Origin of the sequence: Corallococcus interemptor (assembly GCF_003668875.1) — a bacterium.
Lineage (GTDB): Bacteria > Myxococcota > Myxococcia > Myxococcales > Myxococcaceae > Corallococcus > Corallococcus interemptor.
Map to the genome: position 1 here is coordinate 1 of NZ_RAWM01000055.1, position 15,943 is coordinate 15,943.

At 70.4% G+C, this 15,943-nt stretch carries 20 protein-coding genes; 11 read left to right on the plus strand and 9 right to left on the minus strand.

The features are described 5' to 3' along the window. Positions 1-178: 178 nt before the first annotated feature. The 6 genes from D7X96_RS20280 to D7X96_RS20305 all read left to right on the plus strand — a co-directional run bounded on the left by D7X96_RS20280 (position 179) and on the right by D7X96_RS20305 (position 5,532). A complete protein-coding gene (locus D7X96_RS20280) occupies positions 179-598 on the plus strand; it encodes a hypothetical protein (RefSeq protein ID WP_120549318.1) in 420 nt (139 codons plus the stop codon). Between the two features lie 103 nt (positions 599-701). Beyond that, the gene (locus tag D7X96_RS20285) at positions 702-2,045 is read left to right on the plus strand and encodes a zinc-regulated TonB-dependent outer membrane receptor (protein WP_121770489.1); all 1,344 of its coding nucleotides are present in this window, start codon (positions 702-704) and stop codon (positions 2,043-2,045) included. A gap of 22 nt (positions 2,046-2,067) precedes the next feature. Beyond that, positions 2,068-2,991 carry a metal ABC transporter substrate-binding protein gene (locus D7X96_RS20290; RefSeq protein ID WP_120549346.1) on the plus strand — a complete coding sequence of 308 codons (924 nt, stop codon included), beginning with the start codon at positions 2,068-2,070 and terminating at the stop codon, positions 2,989-2,991. A gap of 4 nt (positions 2,992-2,995) precedes the next feature. Continuing rightward, positions 2,996-3,871, plus strand: a complete 876-nt coding sequence (locus D7X96_RS20295; RefSeq protein ID WP_120549320.1) for a hypothetical protein — start codon at positions 2,996-2,998, stop codon at positions 3,869-3,871. Next, positions 3,858-4,679: a metal ABC transporter ATP-binding protein gene (locus D7X96_RS20300; RefSeq protein ID WP_370450134.1), complete on the plus strand. Its 822-nt coding sequence runs from the start codon at positions 3,858-3,860 to the stop codon at positions 4,677-4,679. Before D7X96_RS20295 ends, D7X96_RS20300 begins: the two co-directional genes overlap by 14 nt. Further along, complete coding sequence (locus tag D7X96_RS20305) at positions 4,660-5,532, plus strand: metal ABC transporter permease (RefSeq protein WP_120549321.1); 873 nt, start codon at positions 4,660-4,662, stop codon at positions 5,530-5,532. Before D7X96_RS20300 ends, D7X96_RS20305 begins: the two co-directional genes overlap by 20 nt. On the opposite strand, the gene D7X96_RS20310 is transcribed toward D7X96_RS20305, so the two are convergent. Both D7X96_RS20310 and D7X96_RS20315 read right to left on the minus strand, forming a co-directional pair. After that, positions 5,533-6,081: an isochorismatase family protein gene (locus D7X96_RS20310; RefSeq protein ID WP_120549322.1), complete on the minus strand. Its 549-nt coding sequence runs from the start codon at positions 6,079-6,081 to the stop codon at positions 5,533-5,535. A gap of 72 nt (positions 6,082-6,153) precedes the next feature. Continuing rightward, complete coding sequence (locus tag D7X96_RS20315; RefSeq protein WP_208647343.1) at positions 6,154-6,333, minus strand: hypothetical protein; 180 nt, start codon at positions 6,331-6,333, stop codon at positions 6,154-6,156. A gap of 182 nt (positions 6,334-6,515) precedes the next feature. Between D7X96_RS20315 and D7X96_RS40020 the strand changes: the two genes are divergently transcribed. From D7X96_RS40020 to D7X96_RS20330, 3 genes are all read left to right on the plus strand, one after another. Beyond that, positions 6,516-6,698, plus strand: a complete 183-nt coding sequence (locus tag D7X96_RS40020) for a hypothetical protein (protein WP_158626606.1) — start codon at positions 6,516-6,518, stop codon at positions 6,696-6,698. A gap of 36 nt (positions 6,699-6,734) precedes the next feature. Beyond that, a complete protein-coding gene (locus D7X96_RS20325) occupies positions 6,735-7,184 on the plus strand; it encodes a hypothetical protein (RefSeq protein ID WP_147468354.1) in 450 nt (149 codons plus the stop codon). Positions 7,185-7,286: 102 nt separating this feature from the next. Beyond that, entirely contained in the window at positions 7,287-7,637 is a 351-nt protein-coding gene (locus D7X96_RS20330; RefSeq protein WP_121770492.1) for a hypothetical protein, read from the plus strand. A gap of 80 nt (positions 7,638-7,717) precedes the next feature. On the opposite strand, the gene D7X96_RS20335 is transcribed toward D7X96_RS20330, so the two are convergent. Beyond that, positions 7,718-7,966 (minus strand): hypothetical protein, encoded by a 249-nt coding sequence (locus D7X96_RS20335; protein ID WP_147468355.1) that lies wholly within the window; start codon positions 7,964-7,966, stop codon positions 7,718-7,720. 501 nt (positions 7,967-8,467) lie between these two features. On the opposite strand from D7X96_RS20335, the gene D7X96_RS20345 reads away from it, so the two are divergent. Next, a complete protein-coding gene (locus D7X96_RS20345; RefSeq protein ID WP_121770495.1) occupies positions 8,468-9,091 on the plus strand; it encodes a hypothetical protein in 624 nt (207 codons plus the stop codon). Between the two features lie 794 nt (positions 9,092-9,885). Here D7X96_RS20345 and D7X96_RS20350 read toward each other — a convergent pair. The 6 genes from D7X96_RS20350 to D7X96_RS20375 all read right to left on the minus strand — a co-directional run bounded on the left by D7X96_RS20350 (position 9,886) and on the right by D7X96_RS20375 (position 14,281). Then, a complete protein-coding gene (locus D7X96_RS20350; RefSeq protein ID WP_147468356.1) occupies positions 9,886-10,212 on the minus strand; it encodes a hypothetical protein in 327 nt (108 codons plus the stop codon). A gap of 73 nt (positions 10,213-10,285) precedes the next feature. Further along, positions 10,286-12,028 carry a hypothetical protein gene (locus tag D7X96_RS20355; protein WP_121770497.1) on the minus strand — a complete coding sequence of 581 codons (1,743 nt, stop codon included), beginning with the start codon at positions 12,026-12,028 and terminating at the stop codon, positions 10,286-10,288. Between the two features lie 10 nt (positions 12,029-12,038). Then, entirely contained in the window at positions 12,039-12,650 is a 612-nt protein-coding gene (locus D7X96_RS20360) for a hypothetical protein (RefSeq protein ID WP_121770498.1), read from the minus strand. Positions 12,651-12,668: 18 nt separating this feature from the next. Continuing rightward, the gene (locus D7X96_RS20365; protein ID WP_121770499.1) at positions 12,669-13,052 is read right to left on the minus strand and encodes a hypothetical protein; all 384 of its coding nucleotides are present in this window, start codon (positions 13,050-13,052) and stop codon (positions 12,669-12,671) included. A 24-nt stretch (positions 13,053-13,076) separates the two neighbouring features. Then, positions 13,077-13,571, minus strand: a complete 495-nt coding sequence (locus tag D7X96_RS20370) for a hypothetical protein (protein WP_121770500.1) — start codon at positions 13,569-13,571, stop codon at positions 13,077-13,079. Between the two features lie 269 nt (positions 13,572-13,840). Continuing rightward, on the minus strand, positions 13,841-14,281 hold the full coding sequence (locus tag D7X96_RS20375; RefSeq protein ID WP_167510864.1) for a hypothetical protein: 441 nt from the start codon (positions 14,279-14,281) through the stop codon (positions 13,841-13,843). 171 nt (positions 14,282-14,452) lie between these two features. On the opposite strand from D7X96_RS20375, the gene D7X96_RS20380 reads away from it, so the two are divergent. Continuing rightward, complete coding sequence (locus D7X96_RS20380) at positions 14,453-15,910, plus strand: hypothetical protein (RefSeq protein WP_370450135.1); 1,458 nt, start codon at positions 14,453-14,455, stop codon at positions 15,908-15,910. The last annotated feature ends 33 nt before the right edge of the window (positions 15,911-15,943 follow it).

Here is a 15,943-nt window from a genome sequence, read left to right on the forward strand (position 1 = left end):
GGGGCGGGAGGCTGGCACGGGCGACGGAACTCCTGGCGCGAACGGCGTGACGTGGGGTGCTCGTCCAACCTAACCGATGCGGTGAAGCGGGACGTCCGGAATGAAGACAACGTTCCCTTGTAATCCTGCCTGCCTTGACACTCCCGGGGGGCGACAGTAAGCCAGCCGGGACCCTCTGATGCTCTCGCGCGCCCACACCCTTGCCCGCCTCACCGCGATGCTGCTCGTCGCGCTCTGGGGTGCCCAGCCGCTGGGTCTGGCGCTGCACGTGGAGCAGCACGCGCACCGGTTCTGTCCGCAGCACCAGACGTTCGAGGAGGACGCCCGGAGGACGAACCCGGCGCTGTCCCGCTTCTCCGAGCGCGCCCCGGTCATCGCGTCCGTCCCGCCCGCCGTGGCGGACGCGATGGGCCTCAACCACGAGACGTGCCCGCTGCTCACGGCCGCCCCGCAGGTGGAGGCCCTTCAGGGGGCGGACGTCGCCTACGGCTCGGCGTGCGTGGAGAGCAACCACCCCGCCACCGCGCCGCCCCGCTCCTTCGCGCCGCTCGCCGTTCTCGACATCGCTCCCAAGGCCTCACCGCCCACGCACGCGTAGTTCCCGCGTGTCGTGTCCGTGAAGCAGGTCATCAGGTCGACGGTCGTCGCGGAGTGCGCACGCGCATGCTCCCCGGGCGGCCGGTTTCGAGGAGCCACCATCCGTGTCATCCCATCCGCGCAGGCATCCCCGCGCCCTCGCCGTCGTGCTCGCAGCGCAGCTGTCCGCGAGCGCCGCGTGGGCTCAGGAGCAGTCCCCCCCGTCCTCTGAATCCCCTGCCCCTGCCGAGGACGCGCCGGCGGCGGTGACTCCGGAGGAGATGGAGGAAATCGAGAAGGCGCTGGCGGCGGACGAGAAGGAGCGCGCGCGTCCCAACGGCGACACGTCTCCGGCGTCGCCCACCGCGACGAACGACTCCGGCGTGACGCCGCTCAAGCTGCCCAACGCCATCTCCGGCGGCACCAACTTCCTCAACCTGAGCTTCATCCTGGACATGGCCCTGGCGGCCTTCTCCAGCAAGGAGCCCCTGCAGGAGGGCGCGCACGACCCGACGAAGAACGGCTTCAACCTCCAGCAGTTGGAGCTGTCCATCGGCTCGGTGGTGGACCCGTACTTCCGCTTCGACAGCAACATCGTCTTCAGCCAGTTCGGCGTCGAAATCGAGGAGGCGTACGTCACCACGTTGGACCTGCCCGCGAGCCTCCAGGTGCGCGCGGGCCAGTTCCTCACCCGCTTCGGGCGCATCAACGCCACGCACCCGCACGCGTGGGCCTTCGTGGACCAGCCCTTCGTGATGAGCCGCTACTTCGGCGCGGAGGGCAACCGGGGCCTGGGCGTGGAGGGTTCGTGGCTCACGCCGCTGCCCTGGTACGTGGAGGTGGTGGGCAGCGCCACGGACGCCGTGGGTGAGGCCACCGCGCGCAGTTTCTTCGGCGCGGACGCCGAGCGCGTGCTGTCACCATTGGACTTCCAGCTCACCGGCGCGCTGAAGCAGTTCTTCCCGCTGTCGGACGACATATCGCTGTTGTGGGGCCTGTCCGCCGCCACCGGCCCCAACGCGACGGGCTACCGCAACCACACCAGCATCTACGGCACGGACGTGTACCTGAAGTTCCGGCCCATCACGTCCGCGAGCTCGCAGCAGGTGACGCTCCAGGCGGAGGTGCTCTACCGGCGCCGCCAGGTGCCGGAGGACGTGCTCTCGGACTGGGGCGGCTACGCGCAGACGGTGTGGCGCTTCTCCAACCGCTGGGCCACGGGCGTGCGCTACGAGTTCGGCACGGCCGCGAAGACGCAGGAGGGCCGCGTCGCGACGGATCCGCTCGACCCCGAGTGGACGGCCGAGCGCCAGCGCATCACCGCGTCGCTGACGTACTGGCCCACGGAGTTCTCCCGCCTGCGCCTGCAGGCCGCCACGGACCGAGCGGGCTGGCGCGCGTCGCCGGACTACTCGGCCTTCCTCGCCCTTGAAGTCGTGACCGGCGCCCACGGTGCCCATGCGTTCTGACCTCATCTTCCGGAGCCCTTCCATGCGTTCCCTTCGCCTGTTCGCGGCCCTGTGCGCCGCCGTCATCAGCCTCACCGCCGTTCCCGCTCGCGCGGACCTGAAGGTCGTCGCCACCCTCCCGGACCTGGCCGCGCTGGCCAAGGCCGTGGGCGGAGACAAGGTGGAGGTCATCGCGCTCGCGCTGCCCACGCAGGATCCGCACTTCGTGGACGCGAAGCCCAACCTGGCGCTCGCGCTCAACCGCGCGGACCTGCTCATCGCCGCGGGCCTGGACCTGGAGATTGGCTGGCTGCCGAATCTCCAGACCGGTGCGCGCAACAACCGCATCCTGACGGGCAACACGGGCTACCTGGACGCGTCGCGGTCCGTGGACCTGCTGGAGGTGCCTTCCGCGCCGGTGGACCGCAGCCAGGGCGACGTGCACCCCGGCGGCAACCCGCACTATCTCTATGATCCGCGGCAGGCGCTGAAGGTGGCCGCCGCCATCGAGGCGCGCATGGCGCAGCTGGATGCGAAGAACGCGGCCACCTACAAGGCCAACCTCGCGAAGTTCACGCAGGAGGTGCAGGCGGCGCAGGAGGGCTGGGAGAAGCGGCTCGCGGCGCTCAAGGGCGTGCCCGTGGTCGCGTTCCACCGCACGACGGCGTACCTGCAGAACTGGCTGGGCTTCAAGACGATCGCCTTCCTGGAGCCCAAGCCGGGCATCCCTCCCACCGCGTCCCACGTCGCGCAGGTGCTGGTGCTGGCCCGGACGAACAAGGCGAAGATGGTCCTCAAGGAGGATTACTACGCGGACACCAACGCGAGGTTCCTCGCGTCGAAGATCCCCGCGCCGCTCGTCACCCTGCCCGGAGGCACCGATGCGCGCGGCGGCCAGACGTACGTGCAGCGCATGGAGCTGATGGTGACCCGGCTGGAGCAGGGCCTCGCCGGGAAGGGGAGCTGACACCATGAAGCGTATTGCTTCCCGCATCTCAGCCAACGCCTGGATGCTCCCTGTCGCGCTGCTGTCCGGGTGCGCGTTCGACGCGGGCGAGAGCTTCGCGGTGCTGGAGCCCTCCGTCGAAGCCGCGTACTCGCCCCTGCCCCGCCGCGACGCGGGCGACGGCTACCAGGCGCTCGCGTCCGACTTCCAGCTGCGCATGGACACGGGCACGGTGAGCCTGGGCACCATCGACCTGCTGGCCAGCGCGGGCGGCGGTGGCAGCACGACGTTTGATCCGTCCTCGCCGCCGCCGGGCTACTCGCTGTGCCACAACGGGCACTGCCACGGCGACGACGGCGCGCTCGTGGACTACGAGGACATCGAGGCGGAGCTGGCCGGTGGTGGCGGCAGCAGCACCGTCACGGTGGCCAACCTGCCCGTGGACGCGGAGCTGGACCTGCTGGCGCCCGCAGCCCGCGGCCTCACCTGCGAGCCCGCGTGCGAGCTGGGCAAGACGACCCTGTCGAGCGGGCGCTGGGCCGTCACCGGCCTGCGCATGACGGGCAGCGTGCGCGATGGCCGCGTGCCGGCGCGCTTCACGGGCGCCCTGCCCTTCCGGTTCACCGCGACGATGATGGGCGCGGAGGCCAAACCGGTGGCGGTGCTCACCGGGGACCTGGACGTGCCGTCCGACCGCGAGAACGATCCGCGCGTGACGCTGGGCCTGAAGCTGGAGCTGACGCCGGCCCTCTTCGACGCGGTGGACTGGTCCGCCGTGCCGCCGGGCGCGGATGGCGTGATCGACCTGGATGATCCCGCGCACGCGGCCGTGCGTGCCGCGCTGCTGGAGAAGGTGGCCGGCTTGAGCCCCACCGCGGAGGTGAGCCGTGGCTCACGGTGATCACGAGACGGAGCTGGACCGGGGGCACCGCGCCGCTCCGCCGCCGGAGCCGGGCGAGCCGCTGCTCAAGTGCGAGCAACTGGTCATCGGCTACGGGGGCAAGGACATCCTGCCGCCCATGGACCTGGTGGTGCGCCGCCGCCAGTTCGTGGCGGTGGTGGGCCGCAACGGCTCCGGCAAGAGCACCTGGTTCAAGACGCTGCTGGGGCTGATTCCCCCGGTGTCCGGCCGCATCACCCTGGCGTCGCCAAACATCCGCAGCGCGTACGTGCCGCAGATGTCGTCCATCGACTCGCTGTTGCCCGTGCACGCGCGGGAGCTGACCAGCTGGGGGCGGCTGTCCGGGTGGAACTTCCTGCGGCCCTTCCCCAGCAAGGCGGACCGGCAAAAGGTGGAGGCAGCGCTCGACACGGCGGGCGCGCGCGGCATCGCGAAGCGCCCCTTCCGCGACCTGTCCGGCGGCGAGAAGCAGCGCGCGCTGCTGGCGCGGGTCATCGCCACCGAGGCGGACGTCGTCCTGCTGGATGAGCCCACCGCGGCGATGGACGCGGTGGCGGAGAAGCAGACGATGCTGCGGCTGTGCGCGCTGGCGCACGACCGGGGCCTGGGTGTGGTGGTGGTGAGCCACGACATGTCCGTCGCCGCCGAGCACGCCGACGTCATCCTCTTCGTGGACCGCGAGCACCGCACCTTCGTCATGGGCGATGCACGCACCGTGTTCTGCCACCCGGCCTTCCGCCGCCAGTACGGCGACGACTACTGCCACACCGCGCCCCAGGGACCCCACCGTGGAAACAACCCTGCTTGAGCCCTCGAAGTGGGAGCAGTTCCAGGCCGGCTGGGAGCTGTTCCGGGACCCCATCCTCTGCGCGCTCATCGCCGGGTGCGTGCTGGGCTTCCTCAGCGTCTACGTCGTGCTGCGGCGCATGGTGTTCGTCAGCGCCGCGGTGACGAACACCGCGGGCCTGGGCGTGGCGCTGGCCTTCTTCGCGGAGATCCACCTGGGCGTGCACGTGGATCCGCTGGTGGGCGCGGTGGTGCTGTCCGTCGCGGCCACGCTGCTCCTGATGATTGAACCGGCGCGGCTGCGGCTGTCACGCGAGAGCCTGCTGGGGTGCGCGTTCGCCTTCGCGGGCGGCGCGGCCATCCTGGTGGGTGACCGCATCGCGCAGGAGGCGCACGACATCCAGGGCATCCTCTTTGGCACCGCGGTGCTGGTGACGCCGGATCAGCTCCAGGCGGTGGCGGTGGCCGGCGCGGTGCTGATGGTGCTGCACCTGTGGTGGTTCCGGGGCATCGCCTTCGTGAGCTTCGACCGCGTGGGCGCCACCGTGCAGGGGCTGCCGGTGAAGCTGCTGGACACGGTGTTGATGGTGTCCATCGGCATCATGGTGGGCGTGTGCGCGCGGGCGCTGGGCGCCCTGCCCGTCTTCGCGTTCTCCACGCTGTCGGCCATCGCCGCGCTGGTGCTGGACCTGCGGCTGCCGTGGACCTTCTTCACGGCGACCGTGCTGGGCGGCATCGCGGGCGCGGGCGGATACCTGTTCGCGTACTTCTACGACTTCCCGGTGGGCGGTTCGCAGACCGTCCTGTCCGGGGTCCTGGTGCTGCTGATGATGCTCATCCGCCTGGTGCAGGTGCCCTTCAAGCGCAGGGCTTGATCAGCGGACGGCGGCGGACACCTTCTTGAACTCGGGGGTGCCCGCGCGGCCCAGCATGTCGAACAGGGCCGCCTCCACGGTGAGGATGCGGGCGCCCGCGTCGCGGCACAGCTCCAGGCCCACGCGGCGGTCCTCCTCGGCTCGGGACAGCACGGCGTCCGCGAGCAGGCACGGCTCGCGGCCGCTGTCCGCCAGGTCGCGCGCCGTCTGGAAGACGCAGATGTGCGTCTCCATGCCGGTGATCAGCACCTGCTTGCGGTCGCCCAGCACGGACAGGACGTCCGGCGTGGCGGCGGAGAACTCCAGCTTCTCCAGCGGCTTGAACTCCCCCAGGCGCAGCTTGAGCAGCGAGTGCGTGCGGCCCAGCCCCTGCGGGTACTGCTCCGTGACGATGACGGGAATGCCCAGGGCCCGCGCGCCCTCCACCGCGGCGCCGGTGCGCGCGAGCATGCGGTCCAGGGCGTCGCGGTCCATCGCGGCGCACAGGCGCTCCTGGATGTCGACGACGAGCAGCGCGGCCTGCTCGGGCTTCAGGCGGGACGACGGCATGGGGGGCTCCTTGGAGGATGCCCCCTAGTGACGTGAAGGCTGAGCCTGCGTCAAGCGCGGCGGCATGCGCGCTCAGCCGCCGTGAACGGTCCAGGTCGATTCCCCGCCCCGGGGTGCGGGCGCGGTGTCCACCGGTGCGTCGGGCACCTTCCGGAGCGCGGCGCGGCCCCGGCCCCGCTGGGCCGCGAAGCCTCGCGCGCGTTGCAGGCCCGGCAAGTGCGGATCCGCGTCGCGCCACAGGTCCAGCACCACGGCGAAGTCCTACGGCCAGACAATGGTGACTGCGGCCGGAGCGGAGTGGCTGTCGAAGAAGTACGGCCACTTCGCGACGCCCGTCCAATCCGTCCAGGACGAACTGCTGACGATGGTAGGAGGGGCGGGCGGGTAAGTTGCGTGCGCAGCGCAGGGGGCCCACTGAGTGGGCCCCCAAGGCGATGCTGCTAGGCTTCAACGTGTACGCCTGCCTCGCCAAGCACTCCGACACGGTTCGCGCCCTTGCAGCCAGCGAGCGCCTCACCCCTGATGAGGTCGCTGTGCGGCTCGTCGAGGAAGCCATCGCCGCCCCGGAGAAGAAGAAGCGGCAGGAAGGGCTTTCGCGCGCGGCAGAGGACGCTTAGCGGGGAACCTGAAGTGGCGAGATAGGATAGGTGCCCATGAGCGAATCCGGCGGCGCGGGAACCAGCAAGAAACCTGGCGTCAAGCTTCCAGCGCCTGACGAGCCCTGGATTGCTGTCGTGGACACCGTTGTTGAGGACATGCGCCCGACGTTCCTCGCCAATGGGAGGACGCCCGAGCAACTCGAAGCGATGGACACCGAGATCCGGTATCACGTCACACAGGTGATAATTCCGCAGCTCCGCACCATGCTTTCGGCGGCCTCAAAGAAGTTCATGGAGCGCGACGGCCGCCGCGTCCAAGCTGAGTTGCAGAACCTTGAGCGATACGAAGCCTCTCTCGTCTGGGAGATCAAACGGAGGGAGGACGCGCAGCGTCACGACAGGCAGTTCGCCGAGATGAAGCGCAACAGTTGGGTACCTCGGGCCGCCATCGGCATTTCGCTTCTGTCGCTGTTGCTCAGCACATACGTGGCGCTCTTCAAGTAGCCGTGCGAGCGGCCAACTCCGAAGCCGGTGCGAGCCGCATCGGCTGGCGCTCCACGTGAAAGCACGTGGAATAGGCTTCATCGGCTCGGTAAGGAGGGGCCCGTGGACGAAGTCGACAAATTGCACGCGGACGAGGAGCGCCGCGCGAAACTCCGTTCCGTCGTTGGAGCGCGTCTTGAGGAAATCGAAGCGCTCATCCCGAAGATCATCACCGCTGCTGACGAGATGGACCTTTCTGACCGTTTGGCGGAGGAGGACGTCTTCGCCTACAACGACAACGTGAAGGAGTTCCGACGCCTGCGAGCACTCACGAACGACCTGATTGCCGAGCATGCCGTGTTAGAGGGACTTCTCGATCGGCCAGTCGCGCGGTGGGTGCCGAGAACCGCGCTCATCGTCGCGTGCGCATCGTTGGCGTGGCAGGTCATCGCGGCGCTGTGGCACCTGAAGTAGAGAGCCGCATCGTCCGCGCCCCTCGTGGAGGCATGTGGGGTAGCGGCCCGTCCAATGTAGGAGCGGGCCACATTGCTTCGTCATCCTCGCCCGGCGTAGTGCTTCGCGTAGTAGTCCTGCACGAACTTCTCGGACTCGCGCCAGCCGCCGATGGCAACGCGACAGGGCTGACAGACGAAGAGGACCTTCACTTCCTCCTTACCCGTCGCCGGATTCTTCACCGGCCCAGTGACGTCATGGCGCGTGCTGTTCTCCATCGCCATCCCCGGCTGGAAGGGCGTTGGGAACTCTTTCTCGCACTTGGCGCAACGGCTAGGGTCGATGTTCATCCGCCGCTCCCCGGGCGCTGGAGAGGCCCCGTCGGCTGGGCGAAGACAGCGAACCGTACAGAGGAACCGTTCTTGTCCTCGGTCGCCTCTCCGAGCGTATAGACAAATTCCCACTTCGAGCGGTCTTGCTCGATTTGCTGGGTGAGTTGAGGCTTTGCCAAGAGCCCTGCGTTGATGGCCGCTGCGACGTCCGGGTGGTCACCCCCCATCTTGGCGTAGAGACCCGTCATCAACGTCGCGCGAGCAGCCTCCGCGTGAGGGTACTCCGGAAACCGGGCAACGCCCTCTCCAAGAGGGGTTGCATCTGGACGCTGCCGTACCGTGAATTTCGCCATGGAGTCCCCCGCGCCCTGGCGCGCGGTGGTGGCGCCGTGGACAGGGCAGCACCCTACGGCAGGCCCTGGGAGCCCGCCACCTCCCCGGATGGGGGATGTACGGGAGAAATTTGGTGGCGGTTCTAACCCGTTTGCGTGGGGGGATGGCCCGTGGTTACAGCACCGGATGGCCGACCAGAACGAAGAGAAGCCCACGGAGGAGACGCCGGTAAAAGCCCCGGACGCCATTACGCTCGTTCCGCCGCAGGCCCCAACGCGGGCCGAAAAGTTCCTCAAGCTCGTCCGCCGCCCAAAGGACACGGCGTCGCTCACGGCGCAGTTGGAGCAGTCGCTCGCGGCGAGTGAGGAGTACCTCAAGGGCCAGCGGGAGATCCGCAGCAAGCAACTCAAGGCGATCCACGCCTTCGAGGAAAAGGTCCGCGACGTTCCGCACATGTTTCATGGTTCGGAGCATCACGAGCACATGAAGGCGCACCTCGCGATGATGCGCGAGCGCCTCGCCGACATGGATGTGGCGGTCAAAGACACCAAGGAGGAGCGGGACAGCACCTTGGCGAGGCTTGAGCGTATCCAGGAACGCAAGGACAAACGCTCCGAGCACGTGAGGTCCATCACGATTGCGATGCTGGGCGTGTCGGTCGGCCTGATCACTGCCCTCGCCACCCTCATCGACAAAACCGGGCTTCTCGGGCGCCCCAAGCCCCCCGAGGTGCGCGTCATCTGCCCCACCCCGGAGAGCAAGCCTGCGCCGCCGTTAGAGGAAGCGGTCCCCGAAACGATTCACCTCTGAGGCACCCTCCAGGGGACGTGGCCCCCTCTAAACCATGCCCATGGGGGCCCTGACTCGCGGGGAATGACCGACTTCCCATAGCGTACGAAGTCCACACCCGGCCAGACGCTGCCGGGCATGAGCAAGCACCTCGTCCTCGCGGTTGCCGTCGACGCCGCCCTCGGACTCGCCGTCTCCTTCACCCCGCCGCGGACACGTCCCGGAACTCCTCCGGCACGTACACGCTGCCCACGAGCAACCCGGTGGTGCCCGGCACCACCATCTCCAGCACGTGGGCCAACAGCACCCTGGGGACATCTCCACGGAGCTGACCGACAGCCTCTCGCGCAGCGGCAGCGGGGCCATGCTGGCGCATCTGAAGCTCAACTCCGGGACGCTGGCGGCGCCGGGCCTTGCCTACGACGTCGAACCGGACACGGGGCTGTACCGGCCGAGCGCTGGCGTCAGCCGTCTCCGTCGACGCGACGCAGATTCAGCGCTGGCAGACGGGTGCGGACGCGGGCACTTACATCAACGGCGCCGCCACCATTACCGGTCCGGCCACGGTGTCGGGCGCCTCCCCTGGGCAGCACCATGGCCGTCACCGGCGCCACCGTCCTCACGGGCACCGTCAACGGCAACCCGACGGTGACGGTGCAAGGGGCCAGCGGTGGCTACGGCCTGCAGGCGACGGGCGGGGCCTCCAACGGCGTGGGCGCCATCGCCACCGGCGCCGGAGGCGGTGACGGGCTGGCGGCCACCAACGGCGCCTCCAGCGGCCTGGGCGTGCGCGGCACCGGCGGTGCCCCCAACGGTTACGGCATGGCCGCCATCGGCATGGGCACGGGCCGGGGCATCGAGGCCGTGGGCAGCACTGGGGGTGTGAGTGTGCTGGCCCGGCTCGGCACCGCAGCCACGGCGTCCACCCGAACGTACGCCATCGTCGCCACCACCGGGGACATTGGCTTCCAGGCGTTGGGCTCCATGCCCACCGACGTCAACAGCAGCGTGGCCATGACGAACGTCATCACGCCGAAGTCCATCGTGAAGGCGTGGGCGCGAATCGATACCCCGGGCGGGGGCTCGACGACAGCGACGGTGACGGACGGCTTCAACGTGGCGTCCGCATCGACGCCCGGCACGAACCTGCTCGTCGAGGATGCCCCCACGTGCCGCGAACGCCGCGCGTCCGTCAAGCGGCGGCGGCGTGCGGGCTCAGGCTCCATGAACGGTCCAGGGCGCTTCTCCACCCTGGGGGACGGGCGCGGTGTCCACCGAGGCCACGTCCGGCACCCGACGGAGCGCCGTGCGGCCCCGGTGGCCCCGGGCCGCGAAGCCGCGCGCGCGTTGCAGGCCTGGGAGGTGCGGATCCGCGTCGCGCCACAGGTCCAGCACCACGGCGAAGTCGTGCTCCGCCTCGGACATGCACTCGCAGGCGACGTGGGCCTCCGCGACCAGCAGCATGCAGTGGCCACAACCGGGCCGCTCCCCTGCCCGCTCCAGCGCCAGCTCCAGGGCCTTCTCCTCGCGGCCGGAGCGCAGGCGCACGCGGGCCAGCGTCTCCCGGGGCGGCCGGCAGAAGAGCGCGGGGCCCACGGGGCGCAGGCGGCGCTCCAGGCGCAGCGCCCGCGTGAGCGCGGCCTCCGCGCGGCCACAGTCGCCCCGTCGCGCATCCAGCGTGCCTCGCAGCTCCTGCGCGGCGACCTCCACCGTGCGAGCCACGTCACGAGGGCACAGGGCCCGCCCCTCGGAGCGCGGTGCTTCCGACAGGGTGATCACCAGCGCATCCAGCGTGCCGCACGCGCGCTCCACGTCGCCCAGCCGTCCCGTTTCGAGGGCACAGACGCCTCGCGCGTACAGGCGCACGGCGTCGCGCAGTCCGGCCTCCGCGACGGTGACCGTGGCCCCCAGCTCCATGGGGACCTCCGCCGCTGCCCGGCTGAAGCCGAAGCGCAGGTGCGCGGCGACGAGCGTGGTGGCCGCGAAGAGGACTGCTTGTGGCTGGCCTCCCGCGGCCTCCACGCGCTGCCGCAGCTTGCGGGCCCAGGCCTGCGCGCCCCGGTACTGCCCCACCTCCATGCAGCCTTCGCTGAGCAGGCGCAGGGCGGTGTCGGCGCTCGGCGCGACTTCGATGGGCAGCGACTCACGCGCGACGTACGCGTCGTCCGCCGTCACCGCGGCCTCCAGGATGCGGTTCGCGTCCGTGGCCTTGCCCATGCGCAGGAGCAGGCGTCCGGCGGCGAGCAGCGCGGGACTTCCCGAGGGCACGAGCGACGGAAGCAGCTCCGCGCTCTCCAGCGCCGTCTCCGGCCGGGCGCTGGGCAGCCACGCTTGCACCCACGCCACGTGCACGCCCGCGTGGCGCGGGTGCGTGCGCAACAGGTCGCGCAACAGGAGCTGCGCGTATGGCTGTCCCTGACCGGGGCGGCCGTCGGATTCGTAGCCGTCCAGCAGGAAGCCCGCGAGCAAGAGGCGCGGTTCGGGCTCCTGGGGATAGCGGTCGATGAGGCATTCCATCTCGCGCACGAAGGCGTGCCGGCCGTTGGCGGGGCCCTTGTCCGCGAGGAGGCTGGCCGCGACCACCAGCCGCTGCTCCATGTCGGTGGTGCCCTCCGCCAGCGTCAGCGCCTTGCGGATGGCCTCCGTCCGGTCCGCGGTGAAGCGCTGCCCCACGCCTCGCGCGAGCGCGAGCCCCCACCACGCCATGCCGAGGGATGGATCCTGCCTCGCGGCCTCCGCGAAGGCGCGCCGGGCCTCCAGCGCCCAGCCCAGGTGCAGGAGGCGCAGGCCCTGGTTGAAGTACGCCTGCGCCAGGGGAACCTGTGTCGTCACGGACAGGTGCGCATCTCCCAGTCCGTCCTGGAGCGGCGGCGTGGGAAGGGCTTCATCCGGCAGGTCCTCCCACGCGACGTGGGAGTGGACCGACGGGGCATCGGCTCTGAACAGACGTGCCAGCATGGTGTCCTCCTCACGCTCCGGTCATCGGAGCGGCATGGTGCTGCACTGCTGCATCGGTCGCGCGCACGCGCACGGCCAACCGCTTCCAGGCGGTGGACAGCTCCTCCGCGGGGATGGGAGACGCCTTGCGCCGCGCCGCCAGGCACTCGCGCCGCCAGGCCAGGCCCACGTCATGGGCCACCCACGCCTCGTACTCGGCGAGCCAGTCCGCCAGCCGCGCGAGCCCTGCCCGCGCCGCCCTGCGCTCCGGCCCGGTGGCCACTTCGCGCCGGACACCCACGTCCTCCACGCGGAACGCGTTGCCTCGCGCGCCCTCCACCCACCGGGGCACGAAGCCGTCGCGCGGCACGAAGATGGCGGCGCCGCACGACTCACACAGCGCGCCGAAACCCCACAGCGTGAGGCGCCCCCCATCCAAGAGCTGCCCCTGGTACGCGCTCTGTCCCTCCACGCCCGGCGGACGCGGCTCGCGCACCAGGCCGCGCCGCAGCAGCACGTTGCCGTCCGGGCAACGCACGTCCTGGCCCAGGCACCACATGGCCACGTCGAACAGACGGTCGCCGTCGCGGCGCACGTCGCAGGGAAGCAGGGAACTGGAACCGCCAGCGGAGACCTTGGACATGGGGCGCCTCCCGTTCCGCTACGAAGCGGCCTTCTTCACGGTGGGACCCACGCGTGCGGGCACGTCGCCAAAGAGCGCCTTCGCGTCCACGGCCGTTGCGCCCGCCCTGGTGAGCAGCGCGTTGACCGCGCGCACCAGCTTGGCGCGCACGCGCGGGGACAACGGCTTGTCCTCGCGGGCGGCGGTGAGCTGCTGCTCGCTCAGACCCCGGCCGCTGCGCGGCTTGCCCAGGCCCAGCTCCGCGTAGGGCTTCTGCTGCTGATCCTTGTCACGACGGCGCGTGGCGCGCTTGCGCTTGAGCGTGCGGTCCTCGTCCGTGTGCGCCTCGAGCTGCTGGGAGCGGCGCAGCAGCACCGCGGGGGAGATCTTCTGACTGTCGATGAACTGCTGGAAGGTACCCATGGGGAACTCCGGTGAAGGTGGGGGTCAGTCGTGGTCGTGGTCGTGCTCGCCGGCTTCTTCGATGACGAGCGACACGGAGGAGAGGGTCGAAGGTCCGAAGGTCAGCGTGTGCGTGCCCACGGTGAGCGGCACGACGTAGCGGCCCTGGATGTCCGTGCAGAGCGTGGAACTGGTGGCGCTCTCCTCGAACGCCACCGTCGCGCCGCTGCCGTTGGTGACCGTCACCGGCACCGTGGCGCTCGTGTAGAGGACGTAGTCGGTGGCCTCGGAGACGGCGAAGGACACCGCGCCGCCCTTGCCTCCCGCGACGTCCACCAGCGCGATGTCGTAGCGCTTGTGGTCGTTGCTCACGGCCGGGCCCACGCCGCTGGCGGCGGCGGTGACGGCGGCGCCGGGGCCCTTCTGCAGGTGCTCGCAGCCCTCCTCGTCAGCGTGGCCTTCCTCTTCTTCGTCACCGCCACAACCGGCGGCGAGGAGGGCGGTGGACAGCAGCAGGGCGGACAGAAGCTTCTTCTTCATGATGGGGACTCCAGGGACATGGGGGGACTGCGGGAACTCCAGCCGCATGGGCCGCACGCACACCGCTCCTCAAGCGGAGTGGCGGCGCGAGCCCGGACGGGACTGGAAGGAGGGACCGCGGCACGAAGCGCGTGGCCGGAGCGACCGGGCGCGTATGGCGGATCCGTTCAGCGAACAGGAACGCCCACGGCCTGGACTCCGGTGGCCACGGCGCACCCCACCCCGCGAACACACGTGGGGCAGGGACGGCGGGCTTCGGCGGCGGAAGACTAGGCGCGCGGAGGCGACGACTTGGGCGCGAGCCTCAACAGCGCGACGGGCGCCGCGTGGAAGCGGAACACCGCCAGCGCGGGGCTGGAGCGCGTGGAGACCGCGGCCACGACGGGCGCGGACCCGGCCGGAGGCGGAACCTCACGGCGGAAGAAGGCATGGTGGCAGTGGGCTTCACCACCGTGGGGCGTGGCCTTCGACACCGGCGCCTTTGCCACGCGCGCGTCGTCGAAGGAGAGCGCCTCCTCCAACGGGCCGTCGTGGGACGCCGCGTCGCTCACGTGCATCACGTCCCCGTGCTCCAGGCACGTGGTGTGCTGCACGAGCGCGAAGTGGAGCACGCTGCCCACATACACCAGCACGCACACGAGCACCCACGGCAGCGCCAGGAGGCGCGGCAGGGAGCGAGGCGTTCTGGGGTGGCGTCGGAGGCGGCTCACGTCCACTCGGTGGGAAAAAGCAACTGAGTTGTTTTAAGCGACCTCCCCTCCTGGTGCAAGCCGGGAGGGGGGCCGGGAAGCGAGGTGGCGGACACCGCGAGCCTGGACGCCTGTCGCGGGTGGTGGACCCACCCGCCCCTGCGGTCGTAGGTTCCGCGCGTGCACGAGCTCATGGATGTCCTGCGCAGGCAGGCACACTATTTCGGACCGGAGCTGGCGAAGACCGCCTACCAGCGCGGCCTCGCGGTGACGAAGCCGGATGGCAGCACCCAGCCCATCCCCATCACCGCCACGCCGGTCATCCTGGACGCCGAGGAGATCAAACGCCGCGCGCTGCTGTCCGCGAAGCTGGCCTCCGCCACCCTGAAGATGGCGCGCGGCATCCTGGGCGGCCCGGACGCGGAGACGCTGCTGGGCGCGCTGTCCCCGCTGGAGCGCCGCCTGGCGGAAGGCACCTGGGAGGCGAGCCGCAAGCTGGCCACCACCCGCGTGGACTACTTCGTGTCCGGCGGCCGGCCCTGGGCGCTGGAGGTCAACGCCACCATCCCGGCCATGCAGGGCTATTCGGACATCGCGGCGCGCACCTTCATCGAGGTCGTGGCGCGGCACGTGCGCTACCCGGAGAAGGCGCTGCCGGCGCTGCTCACGCTCAACGGCAGCAACGCGCTGCCGCTCTACCGCGCGCTGCTGGACGGCTACGCGGCCGAGCGCAACGGGAAGATGCCGGACACCGTGGCCCTCTTGTGCCGCAAGAACGACGCGCAGATCACGGAGCTGCGCTGGCTGTGCGAGCGCTTCCGCGAGTTCGGCGCGGACGCGGACGTGGTGCACCCGGAGGACGTGTCCGGCGACGACACGTTCACGGTGAACGGCAAGGCGTACGACCTGGTGTACCGCCACCTCTTCGTGCGCCGGCTGGAGCAGAACCCCGCCCCCTGGGTGGAGGACTTCCTCTCCGTCGTCCCGGGCAAGAAGGCCGTGTTCCTGAACCCGCCCGCCTCGCAGGTGGAGGTGAAGACGACGTTCGCGCTCCTGTCGCAGGCGCTGACGGACGCGTCGCTCGCGGAGCGCGCGGGCCTGTCGCCGGAGGAGCTGGAGGCGGTGCGCGAGTCGGTGCCGTGGACGCGCCCCTTCCGCCACGGGCCCGGCGTGGCCCCCGACGGCGCGAAGGTGGAGGACATCGTCGCGCGGGTGGTGGAGGAGCCCGCGCGGTTCGTGCTCAAGCGCGCGTGGGACTACGGCGGCAAGGCCGTGTTCCTGGGCCGCTCCGTGGGCACCGTGCCCTACGAGGAGCGTGTGAAGGGCGCCTACGGAGAGTCCAAGACGTGGGCCCAGCTGTGCGAGCGCGCCGCGACGGACACGCAGGGCGGCGGCTTCGTGGTGCAGGAGGTGGTGGACACCCAGCCGGAGGACCACCTGCTCTGCGGGACGAACCAGGTGCTGCCGGCTTCGTTCTTCGTGGACTACTCGGCGTACGCGTCTGTTGGGCTGGCGAAACAGCCCGCGTGGGGCGGGGTGTGCCGTGGGTCCATGTCGGAGATCGTCAACATCGTGGGCGGCGGCGGTGTGCTACCGCTCATCACGACGGAAGTCGCGTCGAAGCTTTTGCTGGCCTGGAAGGCCCTTTAAGGCGTCCTCCAGGGGTCATCGTTAAAGAGAGGC